Source organism: Micromonospora parva (genome assembly GCF_040649675.1).
Classification (GTDB): Bacteria; Actinomycetota; Actinomycetes; order Mycobacteriales; family Micromonosporaceae; genus Micromonospora; species Micromonospora parva.
On sequence record NZ_JBEZFX010000005.1, the window covers coordinates 411,047 to 430,316 of the forward strand.

General features: G+C 71.4%; 18 protein-coding genes. 6 read left to right on the forward strand and 12 right to left on the reverse strand.

Going from position 1 to position 19,270, the window contains the following annotated elements; translation table 11 throughout:
- Window positions 1-23: 23 nt before the first annotated feature.
- Window positions 24-1,580 carry a S8 family peptidase gene (locus tag AB0C03_RS15725; protein ID WP_030331969.1) on the reverse strand — a complete coding sequence of 519 codons (1,557 nt, stop codon included), beginning with the start codon at window positions 1,578-1,580 and terminating at the stop codon, window positions 24-26.
- Window positions 1,581-1,797: 217 nt separating this feature from the next.
- Here AB0C03_RS15725 and AB0C03_RS15730 point away from each other — a divergent pair, with 217 nt between their 5' ends.
- Window positions 1,798-2,397, forward strand: a complete 600-nt coding sequence (locus tag AB0C03_RS15730; RefSeq protein ID WP_030331966.1) for a hypothetical protein — start codon at window positions 1,798-1,800, stop codon at window positions 2,395-2,397.
- Here the strand turns inward: AB0C03_RS15730 and AB0C03_RS15735 are convergent.
- From AB0C03_RS15735 to AB0C03_RS15745, 3 genes are all read right to left on the reverse strand, one after another.
- Entirely contained in the window at window positions 2,365-2,763 is a 399-nt protein-coding gene (locus tag AB0C03_RS15735; RefSeq protein WP_030331964.1) for a hypothetical protein, read from the reverse strand. The genes AB0C03_RS15730 and AB0C03_RS15735 overlap by 33 nt on opposite strands.
- A 219-nt stretch (window positions 2,764-2,982) precedes the next feature.
- The gene (locus AB0C03_RS15740; protein WP_030331962.1) at window positions 2,983-3,204 is read right to left on the reverse strand and encodes a DUF397 domain-containing protein; all 222 of its coding nucleotides are present in this window, start codon (window positions 3,202-3,204) and stop codon (window positions 2,983-2,985) included.
- Window positions 3,174-4,055: a helix-turn-helix domain-containing protein gene (locus AB0C03_RS15745; RefSeq protein ID WP_030331961.1), complete on the reverse strand. Its 882-nt coding sequence runs from the start codon at window positions 4,053-4,055 to the stop codon at window positions 3,174-3,176. Before AB0C03_RS15745 ends, AB0C03_RS15740 begins: the two co-directional genes overlap by 31 nt.
- A 627-nt stretch (window positions 4,056-4,682) precedes the next feature.
- On the opposite strand from AB0C03_RS15745, the gene AB0C03_RS15750 reads away from it, so the two are divergent.
- Together AB0C03_RS15750 and AB0C03_RS15755 are read left to right on the forward strand one after the other, a co-directional pair.
- The gene (locus tag AB0C03_RS15750; RefSeq protein ID WP_030331959.1) at window positions 4,683-4,967 is read left to right on the forward strand and encodes a hypothetical protein; all 285 of its coding nucleotides are present in this window, start codon (window positions 4,683-4,685) and stop codon (window positions 4,965-4,967) included.
- Between the two features lie 99 nt (window positions 4,968-5,066).
- A complete protein-coding gene (locus AB0C03_RS15755; RefSeq protein WP_030331956.1) occupies window positions 5,067-5,528 on the forward strand; it encodes a hypothetical protein in 462 nt (153 codons plus the stop codon).
- Between the two features lie 7 nt (window positions 5,529-5,535).
- Here the strand turns inward: AB0C03_RS15755 and AB0C03_RS15760 are convergent, their stop codons facing one another.
- Both AB0C03_RS15760 and AB0C03_RS15765 read right to left on the reverse strand, forming a co-directional pair.
- Window positions 5,536-6,222, reverse strand: coding sequence for a PASTA domain-containing protein (locus tag AB0C03_RS15760; protein ID WP_030331954.1), 687 nt, complete (start codon window positions 6,220-6,222; stop codon window positions 5,536-5,538).
- 161 nt (window positions 6,223-6,383) lie between these two features.
- A complete protein-coding gene (locus tag AB0C03_RS15765) occupies window positions 6,384-7,070 on the reverse strand; it encodes a PASTA domain-containing protein (protein ID WP_210866354.1) in 687 nt (228 codons plus the stop codon).
- A gap of 122 nt (window positions 7,071-7,192) precedes the next feature.
- Here AB0C03_RS15765 and AB0C03_RS15770 point away from each other — a divergent pair, with 122 nt between their 5' ends.
- Window positions 7,193-8,746, forward strand: a complete 1,554-nt coding sequence (locus tag AB0C03_RS15770) for a hypothetical protein (RefSeq protein ID WP_357637319.1) — start codon at window positions 7,193-7,195, stop codon at window positions 8,744-8,746.
- A gap of 19 nt (window positions 8,747-8,765) precedes the next feature.
- Here the strand turns inward: AB0C03_RS15770 and AB0C03_RS15775 are convergent, their stop codons facing one another.
- Both AB0C03_RS15775 and AB0C03_RS15780 read right to left on the reverse strand, forming a co-directional pair.
- A complete protein-coding gene (locus AB0C03_RS15775; protein WP_357637322.1) occupies window positions 8,766-10,244 on the reverse strand; it encodes a glutamate-cysteine ligase family protein in 1,479 nt (492 codons plus the stop codon).
- 312 nt (window positions 10,245-10,556) lie between these two features.
- The gene (locus AB0C03_RS15780; RefSeq protein ID WP_030331947.1) at window positions 10,557-11,138 is read right to left on the reverse strand and encodes a YceI family protein; all 582 of its coding nucleotides are present in this window, start codon (window positions 11,136-11,138) and stop codon (window positions 10,557-10,559) included.
- A gap of 99 nt (window positions 11,139-11,237) precedes the next feature.
- Between AB0C03_RS15780 and AB0C03_RS15785 the strand changes: the two genes are divergently transcribed.
- Window positions 11,238-11,756, forward strand: coding sequence for a MarR family winged helix-turn-helix transcriptional regulator (locus AB0C03_RS15785; protein WP_357637325.1), 519 nt, complete (start codon window positions 11,238-11,240; stop codon window positions 11,754-11,756).
- 236 nt (window positions 11,757-11,992) lie between these two features.
- Here AB0C03_RS15785 and AB0C03_RS15790 read toward each other — a convergent pair whose 3' ends face one another.
- From AB0C03_RS15790 to AB0C03_RS15800, 3 genes are all read right to left on the reverse strand, one after another.
- Window positions 11,993-14,644, reverse strand: coding sequence for an ATP-binding protein (locus AB0C03_RS15790; protein ID WP_357637329.1), 2,652 nt, complete (start codon window positions 14,642-14,644; stop codon window positions 11,993-11,995).
- Window positions 14,645-14,777: 133 nt separating this feature from the next.
- Window positions 14,778-15,926, reverse strand: a complete 1,149-nt coding sequence (locus AB0C03_RS15795) for an acyl-CoA dehydrogenase family protein (RefSeq protein WP_030331942.1) — start codon at window positions 15,924-15,926, stop codon at window positions 14,778-14,780.
- A gap of 78 nt (window positions 15,927-16,004) precedes the next feature.
- Entirely contained in the window at window positions 16,005-17,537 is a 1,533-nt protein-coding gene (locus tag AB0C03_RS15800) for an acyl-CoA carboxylase subunit beta (RefSeq protein ID WP_030331940.1), read from the reverse strand.
- A gap of 168 nt (window positions 17,538-17,705) precedes the next feature.
- Here AB0C03_RS15800 and AB0C03_RS15805 point away from each other — a divergent pair, with 168 nt between their 5' ends.
- Window positions 17,706-18,266 (forward strand): snapalysin family zinc-dependent metalloprotease, encoded by a 561-nt coding sequence (locus AB0C03_RS15805; RefSeq protein WP_030331937.1) that lies wholly within the window; start codon window positions 17,706-17,708, stop codon window positions 18,264-18,266.
- 54 nt (window positions 18,267-18,320) lie between these two features.
- Here the strand turns inward: AB0C03_RS15805 and AB0C03_RS15810 are convergent, their stop codons facing one another.
- On the reverse strand, window positions 18,321-19,241 hold the full coding sequence (locus AB0C03_RS15810; protein ID WP_030331935.1) for a hydroxymethylglutaryl-CoA lyase: 921 nt from the start codon (window positions 19,239-19,241) through the stop codon (window positions 18,321-18,323).
- Between the last annotated feature and the right edge of the window lie 29 nt (window positions 19,242-19,270).

Below are 19,270 nucleotides of genomic sequence, written 5' to 3' on the forward strand. Positions count from 1 at the left end.
GGGCCTCGGTCGTGGGAGACCGGTCAGACGGTCAGGGTCCAGGTGTTGATGTAGCCGGTGTCGGCCGAGTAGGTGTCGCGCACCTGGAGCCGCCAGATGCCGTCGGCGGCCTCACCGGACACGTTGACCGTGTACGTGGCGTTGACGTTGTCCGCGCTGTCCGAGGTGCTGCTGTTCTTCAGCCGGTACGAGCTGCCGTCCGGGGCGAGCAGGTCGATGACCAGGTCACCGCGGTAGGTGTGCACGATGTTCACCGCCACCGTGGAGGCCGAGGAAGCGTTGCGACCGCAGCCGGAGATGGTGATCGAGCTGGTCACCGCCGAGCCGGCGTCCGGGATCGACACGTCGGTGCCGTTGGTGCCGGTGCAGCCGGTGGGCGGCGGCGGGGTGCTGCCGGTACCCACGTAGAGCAACAGGTTCGGCGAGCCGGAGCCGGGGTTGCCCACCACGTTCGGGGTCGCGTTGGCCACCAGTTGGTTGCGGACCTGAGCCGGGGTCCAGCTCGGGTTGGCGCTGGCCACCAGGGCCGCCGCTCCGACCACGTGCGGGGTGGCCATCGAGGTGCCGCTGATCGTGTTGGTGGCGGTGTTGCTGGTGTACCAGGCCGAGGTGATCGACGAGCCGGGCGCGAAGATGTCCAGACAGGTGCCGACGTTGGAGAACGACGACCGGGCGTCCGAGCTGGTCGTCGAGCCCACCGTGATGGCTTCCGTGGTGCGCGCCGGCGAGGTGTTGCAGGCGTTCGCGCCGCTGTCGTTGCCGGCCGCCAGGCCGTACGTGACGCCCGAGGCGATCGAGTTGCGCACGGCGTTGTCCAGGGAGCTGTTCGCGCCACCGCCGAGGCTCATGTTCGCCACGGCCGGCTTGATCGCGTTCGCGGTGACCCAGTCGACGCCGGCGATCACACCGGCGTTGGTGCCACTACCGGAGCAGTTCAGCACCCGTACGCCGACGAGCTGGACGGCCTTGGCCACCCCGTACGCGGACCCGCCGACGGTGCCGGCGACGTGCGTGCCGTGCCCGTTGCAGTCGTCGGCCGACCCGCCGTCGACGGCGTCGTAGCCGGAGGTGGCCCGGCCGCCGAAGTCGTTGTGGGAGAACCGGATGCCGGTGTCGATGATGTAGGCGTGCACGTTGCTCGCCGTGTTGGGGTAGGTGTAGGAGCTGTCCAACGGCAGGTTGCGCTGGTCGATCCGGTCCAGACCCCAGGAGGGCGGGTTGGCCTGCGTGCCGGAGATCGAGACGGTGTGGTTCTGCTCGACGTACGCCACCGCCGGGTCGGCCGCGATCCGCGCCGCCGCGTTCGCGCTCACAGTGACCTCGAAGCCGCGCAGCGCCGCGCCGTAGGTGCGGGCCACAGTGCCGCCGTGGCGGCCGGAGAGCCGCTTCGCGGTGTCGCCGACCCGGTCCCGGGCCACGGCGCTGTCCTTGAGTACGACGATGTAGCTGTCCGGCACGGCGGTGGCTCCGCCGGCGGCCCGAACCACACCGACGGGTTCGGCGGCCAGGGCCGGGGTGCCGACGGCCAGCACTGTCGCCGCGGCCACCCCGATCAGCACGGACCTTCGTGGAAGACCCATCTCCTACCTCCCTCTGACCGGCGGCGGAACGTGACCACCGGTCCCAACATCAATCGACAGTTGCCGATTTAGCTGAGGGTAGATCAGCAGCGGGGCAATTAAACATGTCGGAACGTCCATAACCTTCGAGTGATGACCCCCTACGGGCCCGGCGTCCGGGACGAACGGGGGACCGGCCCGGATTCGCCTCGCCGAGATTCGGGAAAGACTCTCGAGCATGGAGAGTCAGCTCACCATCCTGCTCCCGGTCGCCGCCGTCTGGCTGGCCGCCGGCATCGTTGCCGACGGCCTGCCCCGGCTGCGCAACACCCGCGTGCTGCGCCGGCGTACCGGATGGTTGCTGGTGCTCGCCCTCACCGGCGCGACGCTCACCGCGGCCGTGCTCGGCGGCGGCCTGTTCAGCGCGGGCACCGCGCCGGTCGACCGGGCCGCCGCCGGGCTCACCCTCGCCGCCGGCCCGGCGCTCGTGGCGACGGTCTGCTCCGTACGGCGGATCCGCCGGCTGCGTGCCGGTGCCGGCGCGTTCGCCAGCGCCCCCGCCACCCCCGCGCCGCACGGGCTGCGCGCCGCGGCGGCCCACCCGCTGGTCGGACTGCCACTACAGGTCACCGCCCTGGCCACCGTGCCGGCGTTGGTCGCGGCGGCCGGCACCGACCTCGGCGCCGACCCCGGGGTCACCGGACCGGCGATCACCGTCGGCGCGCTCGCGGTGATCGCCATCGGGGTCCGGCACGCGCTGCGGCACAACCGCCTCGCCGAGCGGGCCCGGCCGGCCGTCGCACGGTCAGCGCGGGCGGCTGGCGCTCTGCACGTATAGCAACTCCAGGATCGACCTGGTCGCCTCGAACCAGCGATCCAGCCAGTCCTGCGAGGGCACGGTGCCCTTCGGCGGCAGCTCCATCAGCAGGCCACGCAGCAACGGGTGGTCAGCCAGGGACTGGGGCGGTTCCACCGGCCAACCGCTCGGTGGGAACGACGGCTCGATCAGCGGGTTCGGGTCCAGTGAGGGCAGCGAGAGCGGGGGGTCCGTCGTCTCGGCGGCGCCCTCCCGCCCGGTCAACTCCTGGTCGGTCGAGACCACCTCGGTCAGAACCGTGTCCCGACGAGCGCCGCGGTACTTGCCACCGAACCGCTCCGGCTTCGCCGGGCCGTTGGTGAGATTTTCTGAACCGATCGTCGTCATCCGTCTCGCCTACTCGCTCGGTTGCGGGTCGGTGCGGCGGGTCGTCGACCAGCGCCGTACCGACCGGTTCAACGAGACGGGGGCGCTGTGGCGACGGGAATCCCGACGGAACCTCGCCGGCCACCGTCGGGACCCGCGACCGTCCGCCGTACCTACCGGGGACGGACACGGTGAAGTCCCCGTCCGGCGAACCGGACGGGGACTTCACTGACCACTCGGTCAGACCACGCCGAACACACCACCGCGGGTGCCGGCGACGAAGGCGTGCCAGTCGCCCGGCGCGAAGACCAGGGCGGGGCCCGCCTTGTCCTTCGAGTCCCGCACTCCGACCGCCCCCGTCACGTACGCCACCTCCACGCAGTTGTCACAGTTCGGCCCGCTCTTCGAGCTCTTGAACCACGCTGCCTGCGTCAGGTCCACCGGGAACCTTTTGGTCGCCATTTCCACAACGGCTCCTCTGCCAGTTTTGCGATGTGTGCGACGGACTCCTCCGGACGTATGGCCGCAGCGCGGATGTGATCGAAGATGAAGCTGTACTTCTGTAGTTCGTCGCTCTTCTCGAGGAAGAGCCCACCCGTGGCGTTCTCCGCGTACACAACATCCGGATCACCGGGCTCAGGGAAGCTGAGGATCGTGAACGTGCCGTCCATGCCGGCGTGCGCACCCACCTCGAAGGGCAGGATCTGCAGCGTCACGTTCGGCAACTCGGCCACCTCGACCAACCGTCTGAGTTGGCCGCGCATCACCTCGTCCCCGCCCACCGGCCGACTTACCACCGCCTCATCGAGCACCACCCACAGATCGACCGGATCGTCCTGGGTCAATAACGACTGACGGCCCAGACGGACACGCACTCTCTGGTGCACCTGATCGGCGGTGAAGTCCGGACGAGCGGCGCGGATCATGGCACCGGCGTACTCCTCGGTCTCCAGAAGGCCCGGAACGACCTGCTGTTCGTACGCCCGGATCGAACTCGCGGCCGCCTCCAGCCCGACGTACGCGCCGACGAGCACCGTGCTGTACGGGTGCCACCAACCCTTCTGGCGGGCCTCCCGGGCGATCTGCACCAGCTCGTCGCTCTCGGCGCCGACCACGCCGTAGATCCGCAGCATGTCCCGCACGTCGCGAGGGGTGGCCGTGGTGTGCCCGGTCTCGATCCGGGAGACCTTCGACGCCGAGCACTCCAACTGTTCGGCGACCACCTCGATGGTGATTCCGGCGGACTCCCGCTGGCGGCGCAGCTCGGCCCCGAGCCGCCGCCGTCTGATGGTGGGACTGCGCCGCTCACTCATCGCGCGACCCGTGACTCACTGGTCCCCGCCGCTGGCTGCTCGACCCCACTCGGGCTACCTCCGGTAACGCGCCACTGGGTGACACCCGCCGGGGGCGCGATCGTCGACCGGCGAGCGTTCGCGACGGAGGGGAGTGGTGCCGGTCCTCGGCCGGCCGCGACGGGCGAAACCGGCCCTCAGTGTGCCGCCCGGACGCGGATGGCTTCAATAGGCCTTTCGCGCGACACGCTCACGTATCGGCAAAAGTCGACGTGCAACTTGCATGAAGCACGTCCCTGATGCACTCTGTCCGTATGGCACGGATCACTCAGCGTCCCCGTTCGGTCCCTCCCAGTGGTGACCCCACCGATCCGGGGGCGCCGAGCCCGACGCGGGTCCGGCCGACGACAACGAGACCTGCTCCGGGGTAATGACCCCGCCGCTGCAAGCCGGCAAGCTGCGGCGGCGGGCGCGGTTCCCGGAAGCAACCGGGTGGTGGTCGGGTGGCGGCACGTCACCAGCGGGGTACGGCCCGACCACCGCCATCCGCACCACCGGTTCACGAGGCACGACCCCGTCACCGGCCGAGACGTCCCCCGTTCAGGCACCGCCGGCGCAGCCGCCGGCCGATCCTCCCCAGGAGCCCATGTGCTTCCCCGCACCGGTGACGTACTGCACGTGACTCGCGCGGCGAGTGTCCAGTTCCTCAGGCCGATCAAGTTCCGGGTGATCCGGGTGCTCGACTGGCCGACCTATGACGGCTGGCTCTGGCTCGACGGCTACGAGTTGAACGCGGCGGGTGACGCGGTCACCCGACGGTCGATCTTCGTCCAGCGGGAAGGGCTGCAGCAGCTGCACGCCGCCCCCGAACCCCGTCCGCACACCGTGCGGACCCGCCGCCCGGTCGCGCGCACCCCGGTCCGGGTGGGCTGACCGAGCAGATCCGCCGCCGGTGGGCGTGCCGTCGCCATAGAATCAGGTACGCCCACCCCGGCACCGTTCCACCCGCTCGTCCAGGACCCTGACCCTGGGATGGTCATGGTCAATCAGCCCGCCCTGCGGCGGCACCACCGCTCCCGTATCGCCTATGCCATCGGACTCCTCGCCCTCTTCGGGGCGATGGCGACACTGCTGGTCCTCGTCCGCGACCCGGCGATGTCGTCCACCCGGCTGACCACACCGGTGCCCGCACCGGAGATCACCGTGCTCGACTCCGACCCGCCGACTGACGACGGTCAGTCGGTCGACGAGGAACCGGGCTGGATCGACACCCACGCGCCGGCCGACCACTACGGCGGTGCCGACCCGACCGGGGCGGTATCCGGCCTGGGTGCCGGCGGCCAGTCCGACAACCGTCAGGAGCTCACCGAAGCAGCTCCGGCCGGACACGACGCCGAAGAGATCCGCCGCTCGCTGTTCTGGTCCGGCATCTTCGGCCTGGCCATCTCGCTGGCCGGCATCGGCCTCGTCGGCACCCGCCGCCGGATGTGGTGACAAGCGGTCACGGCGTACGCGTCACAGTGGGGCTGGGTGTGGTCGGGGTCGTCCCGCTCGGAGGCTCGGCCTGCGAGACGATCAACAACACCTCATCGTCGGTCGACACCGACTCGCCCGCCCCCGGCTCGGTGCCCACCACCGTCCCCGCCGGCAGCTCCGACGGGCGGAACACCACCCGGTGGGCCAGGCCGAGCCGATCCAACAGCCCTTCGGCGGTGGCCTGCGGCAGGCCGGTGAGCGGTGGCACCGGCACCTCGTCCGGCGCGTCCGTGGTGGCCGGGCTGCTCGGGGACTCGCTGGTGGGTGCCGCCGAGGTGGGGGCCGCGCTGGTCGCAGGGGCGCTGGTGGCGCTGGTCGGCGGCAGTGACGGGGTGGACCCCGGATCGTCCCGGTCGTCATCCTGCGGGGAACGCACCAACCAGAGCGCGCCTCCGATCAGGCCGGCGAGCAGCAGCGCCAGGACGCCCCAGAGGATCGGCAACCACCACCGCCGACCACCCTGCTCCTCGACGTACCACTCTCCGGCGGAGTCATCGGGTCGGGGCGAGCGCACCTCCGCCCGCCCGGACCACGGCGGGGGTATCGGCGCCGTCTGGTCGGCCGGCGGGCCCGGCCGGTCAGCGTCGGCGGGCAGGGGACGGGTCAAGTCGTCGTCGTCACCGACGGGAGGCTCCTGGCGGTCGTCGCTCATCGCACGTCCCTTCCCGAACCCGGACGGGCGTCACGGCCCTCGACCGCCAACCTAGTCGTCCACACCGCCATCGGCGGGGATCAGCGTGCCGAGCCGCGCCGGCTGTCGACGAGGCCGAGCGGCGGGCACCCCGCCGGGAAGCGGGACCCGCCGGCCAGGCGTCAGGGCGTGGGTTTCGTGGTCGGTTGCTCGACGGAGTCCGCGCCACACCAGATGCTGACCTGGTCGTTCCACCGGGCCGAGCCATCCTCGGTGGGCTCCTGCCGACTGACCTTCCCGCTGCGTCCGGTGACGTAGCGCGGGTACAGGCCCTCGTCGACCAACTCGTCGGCGGCGTCCGCGCAGCTCTCGCCGACCACGTCCGGCACCTCGGCGGCCGGCGCCGGCCCGGCGACCTGTAGTTGCACTGTCGTCCCCCGGGCGACCTCGGTGCCCACCTCCGGTGTGGTGCTCTCGACCGTACGACCGACGCCGCCGCCGAAGACCAACCGCCAACCCAACCGCTGCTTGCGCAGCGTCTCCCGGGCCTGCTCGAAGTCGGCGCCGATCACCGGGGGCACGGTCAGACCGGCACCCTTGGTCGCGGTGGCGGAGGTCTGGACCGCCGACGGTGTCGGCCGTCCGCTGCTCGGTCGCGGTGCGGTGGTCCGGCCGGTCGGCGCACCCGACGTGGTCGCAACGGCCAGCGGATCACCGGAGGGTGTCTCGTCCTCGCCGGCCAGCAACCAGCCACCTGTCGCACCGATCGCGGCGAGCAGCACCGCCGCCAACCCGCCACCGAGCACGACGCTGGCCCGGCCCGCACCGCCACCGGCGGCATTCTGCCGACCCGGGTTCGTGTCCGTCATAACGCCCACCGCCTCATCACCGGCGACCGTACCGCCCGCCGCCCAATCCGCCGCGCCGGCGTCCCACACCGGCGGGTCGTTGCGACTCGCCGCGCCGACGACGGGACGTTACGCTGCCCGGCATGGCCAGACAGGGCTGGGGAGTGTCGATCGCGACGGCGATCGGGGTCGCTGCCGGCGCGGGTGCCGCACAACTGGGCTTCGGCTACGGGCTCGGCGTCATCACCTGGACGCCCACCGATGCCGCTGCTACCGACACCGCCTGGGCGGACGGGCTCGCCTGGGCGACCTGGCTCGCCGCCAGCTCGACGGTCCTCGGCGCGGTCTGCGCGCAGCGGCTCCACCAACGCACCGCTCCGGCGAAGACCGCGATCTCTGCGCAGACCGCTACCGACGATGCGGACCGCCACGACGGCACGCCGCCCGGTGACCGAGAGCCGGAACACGAGCCCTCGGTCGACGCGCGTCCACCGACAGCCGGGGCCGCCCCGGCCGGGGTGACGAGCACACCACCGCCGGTGGCCGAGTCGCCGGAGCGCGACCGCGGGGGCCTGCTGCGGCGGGTGGCCCTGGCGCTCGGTGCCGGGTTGGGCGGGCTGGTCACGGTGCTGTTGATCGCCGTACCCGCGCGGGTCGCGACCGGCGCGGACACCGGCGCGCCGCAACGGACGGCCGCCGTTCAGGCAACACTGGGCATCCTGATCGGCGTCCTCGTCGCGATCTGGGCGCTGCGCTCCCGAGCCGCCGCCGTCAACGTGACAGCGACGGCAGCCTGGCTCTGGCTGCTCGCGGTGATCTCGGTGATCGACGGGGTACGCGTCGGACGAGGGCTGACCGGCGCGCAACTCGGCACCTGGCAGTTCGACCCGGACCACGCCCGGTACTGGATCGGGGGGCAGATCTACTGGCCGGGCGCCCTGCTGGCCCTGGTGCCCGCGCTGCTGATCGGGGTGCTGGCCGCCCGTCGGTCCGCCCGCTCGGGTGGGCACCGGGTGGGTGCGGCGGCCTCCGGCGCGGCCGGTCCGATGCTCGTCGCACTCGCCTACCTGACCACACTGCCGCACTGGTCCACGCTCGGCCCCGCGCAGCTCTCCACCCAGCTGATCGCCCCGTACGCGGTGATCGCCGGTATCGGCGGCTCGGTGCTGGCAGCCCGCCTCGGCGAGCGGGCCGAGCGGCGCCACCCGGCCGAACAGAGTCGGGCCGACCGGATTCCGGCAGCTCAGGGCACGGTCGCCGACCCGGCCCCGGTTCCTCCGGGCACTGCGGCTGGCCGGAGTCCGGTCGCTCAGGGCACGCTGGCCGACCCGGCAGTGGTCACCGACACCGGTCCCGGCCCGGCGGCCTCCGGGTCGACGGCCTCCGGCTCGACGGCCGGAACCGCTGCCCGGCGCCGGAAGCCCGACACCTCAACGCAGACGCCCCGCACGGATTCGCTGCCCGGCTCGGGCTCGCTGCCCGGCGAGGCGACCGCCGTACCGCAGGTCCCCGCCCCGCGAACCAACCCGGACGACATCGACCCGGCCCGCCCCACCACCGAAGCAGCAGTCCCGACCCCAGCCCCCGCCGCTCCCGACCACCCCGCCGCCAACCCCCCACCTAAGCCCACCCACCGACCCCTTCCATTGATCATGAAGTTTTGCCATGACACGCCGGGCGAGGTGGCAATAACTTGATGATCAACCCGCACGGGGGTTAGGGGGTTGGCCAGGTGTGGACGGGTTGGTTGGTGCGCTGGAGTTCGGCGTAGCGCTGGACCATGTGGTGCAGGGCAGCTGTCCGGTCCATGCCATGGTGCCGTTCCGCCGCCCAGACCGCCTCGGTCTGCCAGACGGCGCCGTTGCGGCCGGTACGGCAGCGCTGCTCGATGATGCCGAGCAGACGGTCCCGCTGCGCCGCGGCGACACCGAACCCGTCCAGGCCGGCGGCGGCGGTGGGCAGCAGCTGGTCCAGGACCAGCTTGGTGACCGGCACGTCGCCGAGCCCGGGCCAGTGCAGCACGGCGTCGAGGCCACGTCGGGCGGCGGCGTGGAAGTTCTCCTCGGCCGAGCTGAAGGTGAGTTGACTCCAGATCGGCCGGTCGGCCTCGGCCAGACCGCGTACCAGCCCGAAGTAGAAGGCCGCGTTGGCCAGCATGTCCACCACCGTCGGACCAGCCGGCAGCACCCGGTTCTCCACCCGCAGGTGCGGGCGGCCGTTCATGATGTCGTAGACCGGCCGGTTCCACCGGTAGACAGTGCCGTTGTGCAGCCGCAACTCGCCGAGCTGTGGCACACCGCCGGCGTGCAGCACCTCCACCGGGTCCTCGTCCTCGCAGATCGGCAGCAGCGGCGGGAAGTACCTGACGTTCTCCTCGAAGAGGTCGAAGATCGAGGTGATCCACCGTTCGCCGAACCACACCCGGGGTCGTACGCCCTGGGCCTTCAGTTCGTCCGGGCGCGTGTCGGTGGCCTGCTGGAACAGGGCGATCCGGGTTTCGGCCCACAGTTGGCGGCCGTACAGGAAGGGGCTGTTCGCGCCGACCGCCACCTGCACACCGGCGATGGCCTGGGACGCGTTCCAGTAGTCGGCGAAGCTGTCCGGGGCGACCTGGAGGTGGAACTGGAGGCTCGTGCAGGCGGCCTCGGGGGCGATCGAGTCGGTGTGCGTCCGCAACTGCTCGACGCCGCGAATGTCCAGTTCGATGTCCTCGCCACGGGCGCCGACGATCTGGTCGTTGAGCACGCGGTAACGCTCGTTGGTGGAGAGGTTGTCCTCGACCAGGTGCCCCTCGGTGAGGGTGGGCAGGATGCCGACCAGGACGATCTTCGCGTCGGATCTGGCGGCGCGCTCGTCGGCCCGGGAGAGGCTGCCGCGCAGGTCGTGCTCGTAGTCGGCGAAGCCGGTGCCCTCGATCAGTCGGGGTTCGGCGTTGAGTTCGAGGTTGAACTGCCCCAGCTCGGTCTGGAAGAGGGGGTCGGCGATGTCGGCGAGGATCTCCTCGTTGCGCATCGCCGGCTCGGCGGCCGAGTCGACCAGGTTGAGTTCGATCTCCAGGCCGGTCATCGGCCGGTCCGCGTCGAAGCCGAAGTCGTCGAGCATCAGGGCGAAGACGTCCAGGCACCGCCGCACCTTCTGCCGATACCGGACGCGATCATCCCGGGTGAAGGCGCCCTCTGAGACGTCCCTGCCCATGTGTCCTCCCGACGGCCGGCGCGGTCGGGATCCTGCCGTCCCGGAAGCGCTTTGTGAAGCATCCACGGTAAGAGCGCCCACCTGACCGGGGCCAGAGGCCGACGCCGGTGATCCGGCGTCGACCGGCGCGGACGCGCTCGTGGCGCCATCTGTACCCCGTCGTCGCCCTGCTGGACCCGGTGGCGGTGCGATCAACTCGTGACAATTACCACGAGCGGAGACGACGCAGGGCCCGCGCCGACGTACGGCGCGGGCCCTGCGTGCCGGATCACCCGGGAGGATGCCCCTGACCCTCCGGCGATCCCCGAGGGGTCAGGCCTGACGGACGGCCTCGCCCTCGATCTCAATCTTGATCTTGCGGCTGACCAGCACGCCCCCGGTCTCCAGGGCGACGTTCCAGGTCAGGCCGAACTCCTCGCGGTCGATCTCGGTGCTCGCGGAAAAGCCGAAGATGTCCTGGCCGAACGGGCTGCGGCCGACACCCTCGAACTCCACCTCCAGCTCGACCGGACGGGTGACGTCCTTGATGGTCAGCTCACCGGTGAGCACGAACTCGCTGCCGCGACGGGACTTGACCCCGGTGCTGCGGAACTCGAGCGTCGGGAACTTCTCGGCGTCCAGGAACTCGGCGCTGCGCAGGTGCGCGTCCCGGTCGGCCTGGGTGGTGTCGACGCTGGCGGCCTGAATGGTGGCGACGACCGACGACTGCAGCGGGTCCTCGGCAACGGTGATGGTGGCGGTCGCCTCGTTGAACTCACCGCGAACCTTGCTCACCATCATGTGCCGGGCAACGAAGCCGACCCGCTTGTGCGCCACGTCGAGCGCGTAGGTGCCGGCCGCCGGGATGGTGAGGCCGTCCCAGTCGCGGGTAACCGCATCGATGCTGCTGGTCATGCTGCTGTCCTCCAGGAGATTGTTTAATAGCCCAACGACTGCGTGAGCAACTATAACCGCAACAATATTCCCCGTGTCAAGCACTGGTATGATGAACGGGTGACCAACGTCTTCGACGATCCCCGGATCACCGCCGTCGGCCTGCTCTTCGAGGCACACGCCGGGCTGTCCGCCCGGTTCACCGCCCAGCTGGAGGAGCACGGCCTCTCCGCGGTCGAGTTCGAGGTCGTCACCCGACTCGCCCGCTCACCCGGCAACCAACTACGGATGACCGACCTCGCCGCCCAGACCTCCCTGTCGACCAGCGGAGTGACCCGGGTGGTCGACCGCATGGAGCGCGACGGGCTGCTCACCCGCCGGGCCTGCCCGAACGACCGGCGCAGCTCGTACGCGGTGGTCACCGCCGCCGGGATGCAACGCCTGAACGAGACGCTGCCCGGCCACCTGCAGATAATCGAACAGTGGTTCACCGGGCAACTCGACCCCGAGGCGCTGGCGGCCCTCCTCGACGGGTTGCGACGGGTCCGCGACGCCGCGCATCCGTGCGCCACCGCCGGCAGTGACGACGTCGACCCGGAGCAGCGCGCCGACGCCGACAGCGCCGCCCGACGACAGTGAGAAGCACTGTCACCGCCATTGCACGGCGGCAGAAAGACCGGCAGAACTGACCCAGCCAAGCTGGAGGATTCGGTCCAAGCCGACTTTCTGCCATCGCATCGGTGGCAGGCTTCCTGCACCGGGGATCACCGGGGGGTGACGGCGCGGGCGATCAGCGAGGGGTAGCACCAAAGGGGGCTCTTCGCCCGCGCCACTCTCCCGTCGCGATCCTCCCGAGGACACCCGGTTCGTCGCTCCTAGCGAGTCGACCCGTCCCGGTCGGCGACCAGCGCGTAGAGCAGGCCCGACTCCTGCGGCAACAGCCGGATGCCGGTCTCCACGCAGACCCGGTCCAGTCGATCGAGCACCGTCGGGTCCGCAGTGCTCGCGGCCAGTCCCACCAGCGCCTCCACCACGTCGCGGCGATCCTGCCCCGCGTTGTCGCTGGCGGCGGCGAACCACTCGGCGGCCAACTCCCGGTCACCCCGGTGCAGCGCCAGGTTCCCCTCGATCAGCGCGCACAGCCCGGCCTCCGGCCCACCCCACCTCAGCGTCGCGTCGCCCGACCGTTGTCGCGGCACTGTCGGCCGCGCCGGCAACGACTCCACGCCCCCGGCCCGCAACTCGGCCAGCACCTCGGTCGCCTCCGCGACCCGCCCGTCCTGGGCGAGCGCCAGCCCGACGGTCCCCAGCACCCGACGGCGACGCCCGGGGTCACCCAGCTCGGACAGGGCCTCGATGGCCCGCTGGCCCCGGTCGACAGCGTCCGCGTACCAGCCCTCCAGCCGGGCGACCTCGGCACGGTTGGCCCAGCCCAGCACCCGCAGCCGCCGCTCCCCGCTCTCGACGGCGAGCCGGTCCACAGCAGCGAGCCGGCGGCGGGCCGCAGCCAGGTCGCCGGCGCGGATCTCGTGCCAGGCGAGGCTGTTCTGGGCCACCGCCAGGTCCCGGGTCCGGCCGTTGCGGGCAGCCAACCGCAGCAGCGCCTCGGCCTGCTCGCGAGCCTCCTCCTGCCTCCCCACGGAGATCAGCAGGGTGCCGAGCACGTTGCGCGCCTCCAACTCCCCGGTGACGTCGCCGGCCCGCCGGAAGGTGTCCAGCGCCGCGCGGGCCGTCGACAGCTCCTCCGCCCCCGCCCCGTGCTCGGCAGCCAGCCGGGCGGCCCCGAGAGCGGCCCAGCCCCGCAGGAGAGGGTCGGCGTCGCCGGTCCGCGGGTCCGCCAACAGCCGCCGCAGCCACTGCCGCCCGACGACATCGCGTCCGCGGAACCGCCACCAGCGGGTCAGGCAGGCCGCCAGCCGCAGTGCGGTCAACGGGTCGTCGGTGGCCGCGTGGGCCAACGACGAGCTGATGTCACTGCTCATCTCGTCCAGCCGGTGCACCGCGTCGGGCAGCCGTGGGCCGACCAGGTCACTGGCGGTCCGTGCCACCAGGCGCGCGATGACCTCCGCGTGTCGACGCCGGATGCAGGTCAGCTCGCCCTCACCGGTCGCCTGCTCGACGGCGTAGTCACGGACCGCGTCCAGCAGCCGGAACCGGAACGACCCGGTTCCGCGTACGCTCAGCAGCCCCAGCTCGACGAAGCGGTCCAACAGTGGCACCGGGTCGATCGCCACAGCGCCGTCCCGGTCGGCCTCGTCGGCGAGCATCTCCTCGGCCAACTCCACGGACCAGCGGTTGCCGAAGACGGCCAGCTGCCGCAGCGCGGCCCGCTCGTCCGACGCCAACAGGCGGTAGCTGAACGCCACCGCGTCCCGCAGGGTGACCGCTACCGCGCCCCCCGCACCGTTGTCGGGCACGCTCGTGCGACCGGTGCGCCCCTCCGGTGCGTCCCAGCGCGGGTGGGTGGAGGCGTCGGCCGGAGTGGCCAGGTCGAGCACCCGGTCGCCGTACCGGTCGAGCAGTTCGGGGAGGTCGAGGAGCCGACCTCGGGCGGCCATCAGCTCGATGGCCAACGGCAGTCCGCCCAACCGGCGCACCAACGCGGCGAGCGCCGGCAGCTCAGCGGGGGTGGGCGGCTCCCGGCGCACCTGAGCGAGCCGGGCGGTGAACAACGCGACCGCCGGCCACGATTCGAGTCCGGAGTGCTCGGCCTCCGGCGGTGGCACGTCGAGCGGCGCGACCGGCCAGACCCGCTCACCGGGCAACCCGACCGGGTGTCGCCCGGTCACCAGGACCCGCAGTGAGGGCAGTGCGCCGATCAACCGGTGCAGGGTCGCGGCCACCGGTCCCGGGGCGTGCTCCACCGCGTCCATCACCAGCAGCGCCGGCCGTCCGGCGAGCCGGGCCACGAGTTCGGACAGGCGCGCCACACCGAGTACTGACATCGAGGCGGCGAGCACGTCCGGACCGTCCGATCCCTCGCCGACCAGCACCCCGGCGACACCGCCCGGGTGGTCGGAGGCCACCAGGTGCGCCACCGACGTCGCCAGGGCGGTCTTGCCGACGCCGGCCAGCCCGACGAGGCTCACCAGCCGGGGCCCTCGCTCGGCGGTCAGCATTGCGGCCAGCTCGGTGAGGTCGCGATCCCGGCCGATCAACGCGACCGGCGGCGGGAGCGCGACCGCCGGGCCGGCGGGTGCGGCCGACGCGGCGTTGCCACTGACGGCGAACGTCGTCGACGCGACGTCCGGTGGGGCCGGCTCGGCACCGACGCCGCGGGCCGCGGCCAGGAACGCCGCCCGGCTGGCGCCGGTCAGCGCCAACGCCCCGGCGAGCAGTTCGACGGTGGTGCGCTGCGGCCGGATCGACCGGCCACGCTCCAGGTCACGCACCGTCCGCACGCCCACCCCGGCCCGCGACGCCAGCTCGGCCTGGGTCAGGCCGGCGGCGCGTCGATGCCCGCGGAGCAGCTCCGGCAGTGTGGTCCGCCCAGCCGGGCTCCGCGACCAGTCATGATCCGGAGTCATGGGCTCGAAGAGTACGGATCGACTCCGACCATCGGCAGTCGAACGTCGGGCTACCGACGCCCGCTCGCCGAAACCCGACAGCCGTACGGACAGCCCGTCCGGAACGACCGGCTGATCAGTTCGGCTGGACCACTCAGAGACCCAGATCCCGAGCGATGATCATGCGCTGCACCTCGCTGGTGCCTTCGCCGATCTCCAGGATCTTGGAGTCCCGCCAGAACCGGGCAACCGGGTACTCGTTCATGAAGCCGTACCCGCCGTGGATCTGGGTGGCCTCCCGGGCGTTGTCCACGGCGATCGTGCTGGCGTGCAGTTTCGCGATGGCGGCCTGCCGCTTGAACGGCTCGCCGGCCAGCATCCGCGCGGCGGCGTCGTAGTAGGCCAACCGGGCGGTGTGCGCCTTCAACTCCATGTCGGCGATCTTGAACTGGATGGCCTGGTTGGCGCCGATCGGCTGACCGAAGGCGTGCCGTTCCTTCGCGTACCTGATGGACTCGTCGACGCAGCCCTGCGCGAGACCGACGGCCAGCGCGGCGATGGCGATCCGGCCCTCGTCGAGGATCCGCAGGAACTGCGCGAACCCCCGGCCCCGAGCGCCGAGCAGGTTGGCGGCCGGCACCCGGCAGTCGTCGAAGGTCAGCTCGTGGGTGTCCGAGGCGGTCCACCCCACCTTGGAGTAGCCGGGGGCCACGGTGAACCCGGGCGTCCCGGTCGGCACGATGATCGTCGACAGTTCCTTGGAACCGTCCGGGTTCGTGCCGGTCACCGCGGTGACAGTGACCATGGCCGTGATGTCGGTCCCGGAGTTCGTGATGAACGCCTTCGACCCGTTGATCACCCACTCGTCGCCGTCCAGCACCGCCCGCGTCTGCGTGCCGGCGGCGTCCGAGCCGGTGCCCGGCTCGGTGAGACCGAAGCCGGCCAGCGCCTCACCGCTGAGCAGCCGGGGCAACCAGGTCGCCTTCTGCTCCTCGGTGCCGAAGCGGTAGATCGGCATCGCGCCCAACGAGACCGCCGCCTCCAGCGTGATGGCCACACTCGAGTCGACCCGGGCCAACTCCTCCAGCGCCAGGCAGAGCGCGAAGTAGTCGCCGCCCATGCCGCCGTGCTGCTCGTCGAAGGGCAGGCCGAACAGGCCCATCTTGCCCATCTGCCGGATCACCTCGTACGGAAAGGTGTGCTGCTCGTAGTGCTCGGCGATGACCGGGGCGACCACCTCGCGGGCGAATTCCCGCACGCTCTCGCGCAGCGCCTCTTGTTCGTCGGTGAGCCGGAAGTCCATCTCATCCTCCTGTAAGGACGGTCCGCCTCGGCGCTCGTGACGCCGAGGGCGGGTCGCTGTGCGGGCCCGAGTCGATGATCAGACCGGGGTGACGCCGTGCCGACGGCGGGAGAAGTGCCGGTCCTTGGTGCGTGCCGCCGCGAACCGGCGGACCAGCTCGGTGCGCAGGTCGTGCGGCTCGACGATGGCGTCCACCACCAGTTCGCTGGCGAGCCGGACGACGTCGATGTCCTGCTCGTACTCGGCGCGCTTGGCGGCGACGAACGCGGCCCGCTCGTCCTCGTCCGCAATGGCGGCGATCTTGTTGGCGTAGACCGCGTTCACGGCGGCTTCGGCGCCCATCACGGCGATCTTCGCGGTGGGCAGGGCGATCGTCGCGTCCGGCTCGAAGCCGGGGCCGGCCATCGCGTAGAGGCCGGCGCCGTACGCCTTGCGGACCACCACGCAGATCTTCGGCACCGTCGCCTCGGAGATCGCCGTGATCATCTTGGCGCCGTGCCGGATGATGCCCTGCTTCTCCACAGCGCTGCCGACCATGAAGCCCGGTACGTCGCTGAGGAACAGCAGGGGCACGTTGAACGCGTCGCAGAGCTGCACGAACCGGGTGGCCTTGTCGGCCGAGTCGACGAAGAGCACGCCGCCCTTGAACATCGAGTTGTTGCCGACCACGCCGACGACCTGGCCGTCGAGTCGACCGAAGCCGATGGTCAACTCCTTGGCCCAGAGCGCCTGGATCTCGAAGAACGAGCCCTCGTCGAGCAGACCCTTGACGTACCGCCGCATGTCGAACGCCTGCCGCTCACTGGCCGGCACCAGCGCGGCCAGGTCGGCCTTCGCGGGCGCGGCGACCGCCGGCGCGGCCGGCGGTTGCTGGGTCCAGTTCGCCGGCAGGTACGACAGGTAGGTCTTCACGACGTCGAGCGCGTCGGCCTCGGTCTTGCAGAGGAAGTGCCCCACTCCGGATTCGGCGGTGTGCACCTTCGCCCCGCCCATCGCCTCCAGGGTGGTCTTCTCGCCGGTGACCATCTCGACCATCCGGTCGGAGCCGAGATACATGCTGGCGTTGCCGTCGACGAGCGCCACCACGTCGCAGAACGCCGGGATGTACGCCCCACCGGCTGCGCTCGGACCGAACAGCGCGCAGACCTGCGGAATCGAGCCCGAGGCGCGGACCTGGTTCCAGAAGATCTTGCCGGCGCCCCGCCGGCCGGGGAAGAGGTCGACCTGGTCGGTGATCCGGGCGCCGGCCGAGTCGACCAGGTAGACCATCGGCACACCGGCGCCGTACGCGCGCTCGATGATGCGGATGATCTTCTCGACGGTGCGGGCGCCCCAGCTGCCGGCCTTGACTGTGGAGTCGTTGGCCATCAGGCAGACCTGTCGGCCGTCGATCGTGGCGGTGCCGGTCACCACGCCGTCGGCGGGCAGCCCGTCGGCGAGCGCGTTGGCGTAGAGGCCGTCCTCGACGAACGACCCCTCGTCGACCAGGAGCGCGACCCGTTCACGGGCGAAGAGCTTGCCCTTGGCCGCGTTGGCGGCGTGGTACTTGTCCGCGCCGCCGGACCGGGCGCGCTTGCGCAGCTGCTCCAGTGCCTCACCGTCGAGCGTCACGCCGACTCCTCCGCCATAACGACCTGAACGATCGTTAGGCTAGCGCATGAGCACGACTGTCGGCGACCTACGAGCGAATCAGACAGTCGAGCCGAGAGCAAGACATTGAATAACATGAATGAGTGTCGCTAGGCTCCTGACACCCCTCCTCCCGGATTGGAGTCAGCGATGACCTCACGACTCAATCGGCTCGCTGTCGCGTTGCTCGCGACGGCACTCACCACCCTCGGCCTCACGGTCGCCAACCCCGCGCCCGCGTCCGCCGCCATGACCATCTGCTACAACACCAGCCAGGCGGGCAGCTACGCCAGCGTCGCCAACCAGGCCGCCACGATCTGGAACAACGCCACCGTCAACCTGACGCTCACGGCGAACTGCGGCTCGAACCTGCGGATCTACCGGATCACCGGCGGCGGCTCGTACGCCGTTCGGACCAGCCTCGGCAACGGCCGGGTCTACATCGACACCCAGCAGGCCGCCCAGTACAGCGTGCTGCGGATCATGACCCACGAGATCGGGCACATCCTCGGCCTGCCGGACAACTACAACGGGAACTGCTCGCTGCTGATGTCCGGCGGCAGCGCCGGCACCAGCTGCACCAACCCGTACCCGAGCAGCGCCGAGGCGAGCCGGGTCAGCAACCTCTTCGCCGGCACGTTCAGCGCCACCGACCGCAGCGCGGACATCTTCCGCGACAGCTGGCCGAGCACGCTCACCCCGGTGAGCTGAGCGACCAGGCACCTGGAAGGGGCCGGCGACCGCGCCGGCCCCTTCGTCGCGTCCTCAGCTCGGCAGCGGCGTCAGCCGGGTACGCGGGCCGGCCCGCAGCACACCGGACGGCAGCTTCTTGCCGAGCAGCTCCTCGGCCAACTCCGCCACCTCGATCAGCGCCGGCAGGTCGATGCCGGTGTCGACGCCCATGTCGTGCAGCATGTGCACGGCCTCCTCGGTGGCCAGGTTGCCGCTCGCCCCCGGCGCGTACGGGCAGCCACCGAGGCCACCGACGCTGGCGTCGAACTCGGTCACCCCCAGCTCCAACGCGGTCAACAGGTTGGCCAGCGCCGTACCCCGGGTGTTGTGGAAGTGCAGCAGGACCGGCACGTGCGCGTTGCGGTCGCGTACCGCGGTCAGCAGCTCGCGGACCCGGCGTGGGGTGCCCATGCCGGTGGTGTCGCCGAACGCGACCCGGTCGGCGCCGTCGCGGACCACCCGGTCCACGATCCCGGCCACCCGCTGCGGGTCGATGTCCCCCTCGTACGGGCAGCCGAAGCTGGTCGCCACGATCACCTCGACCCGCGCCGAGGCACCGTGCAGCAGGTCGATCAGCTCGGCGATGTCGTCCAGCGACTCGTCGGTGGACCTGTTGACGTTGCGCCGGTTGTGCGTGTCACTGGCCGAGACCACCACCTCGATCTCGGTGAACCCGGCGGCGAGGGCCCGCTGCGCGCCCCGGGTGTTCGGCACCAGCGCCGAGTAGCGCACCCCGTCGGCCTTCACCGCCCGCCGCCACACCTCGTCGGCGTCCGCCATCTGCGGGATCGCCTTGGGGTGCACGAACGACACCGCCTCGATCCGGCGTACACCGGTGCCGGAGAGGGCGTCGAGCAGCCGCACCTTGGCGTCGGTCGGGATCGGGTCCTCGTTCTGCAACCCGTCCCGTGGCCCGACCTCACGGATCGAGACGAAACTCGGCAGGTCCGCCATAAGGGGTCACCTCACTGTGACGAAAGCAG

Coding starts and splice junctions, on each gene's coding strand:
- AB0C03_RS15725 (WP_030331969.1), bottom strand. CDS start 1,580: ATGGGTCTTCCACGAAGGTCCGTGCTGATCGGGGTGGCCGCGGCGACA.
- AB0C03_RS15730 (WP_030331966.1), top strand. CDS start 1,798: ATGGAGAGTCAGCTCACCATCCTGCTCCCGGTCGCCGCCGTCTGGCTG.
- AB0C03_RS15735 (WP_030331964.1), bottom strand. CDS start 2,763: ATGACGACGATCGGTTCAGAAAATCTCACCAACGGCCCGGCGAAGCCG.
- AB0C03_RS15740 (WP_030331962.1), bottom strand. CDS start 3,204: ATGGCGACCAAAAGGTTCCCGGTGGACCTGACGCAGGCAGCGTGGTTC.
- AB0C03_RS15745 (WP_030331961.1), bottom strand. CDS start 4,055: ATGAGTGAGCGGCGCAGTCCCACCATCAGACGGCGGCGGCTCGGGGCC.
- AB0C03_RS15755 (WP_030331956.1), top strand. CDS start 5,067: ATGGTCATGGTCAATCAGCCCGCCCTGCGGCGGCACCACCGCTCCCGT.
- AB0C03_RS15760 (WP_030331954.1), bottom strand. CDS start 6,222: ATGAGCGACGACCGCCAGGAGCCTCCCGTCGGTGACGACGACGACTTG.
- AB0C03_RS15765 (WP_210866354.1), bottom strand. CDS start 7,070: ATGACGGACACGAACCCGGGTCGGCAGAATGCCGCCGGTGGCGGTGCG.
- AB0C03_RS15770 (WP_357637319.1), top strand. CDS start 7,193: ATGGCCAGACAGGGCTGGGGAGTGTCGATCGCGACGGCGATCGGGGTC.
- AB0C03_RS15775 (WP_357637322.1), bottom strand. CDS start 10,244: ATGGGCAGGGACGTCTCAGAGGGCGCCTTCACCCGGGATGATCGCGTC.
- AB0C03_RS15780 (WP_030331947.1), bottom strand. CDS start 11,138: ATGACCAGCAGCATCGATGCGGTTACCCGCGACTGGGACGGCCTCACC.
- AB0C03_RS15790 (WP_357637329.1), bottom strand. CDS start 14,644: ATGACTCCGGATCATGACTGGTCGCGGAGCCCGGCTGGGCGGACCACA.
- AB0C03_RS15795 (WP_030331942.1), bottom strand. CDS start 15,926: ATGGACTTCCGGCTCACCGACGAACAAGAGGCGCTGCGCGAGAGCGTG.
- AB0C03_RS15805 (WP_030331937.1), top strand. CDS start 17,706: ATGACCTCACGACTCAATCGGCTCGCTGTCGCGTTGCTCGCGACGGCA.
- AB0C03_RS15810 (WP_030331935.1), bottom strand. CDS start 19,241: ATGGCGGACCTGCCGAGTTTCGTCTCGATCCGTGAGGTCGGGCCACGG.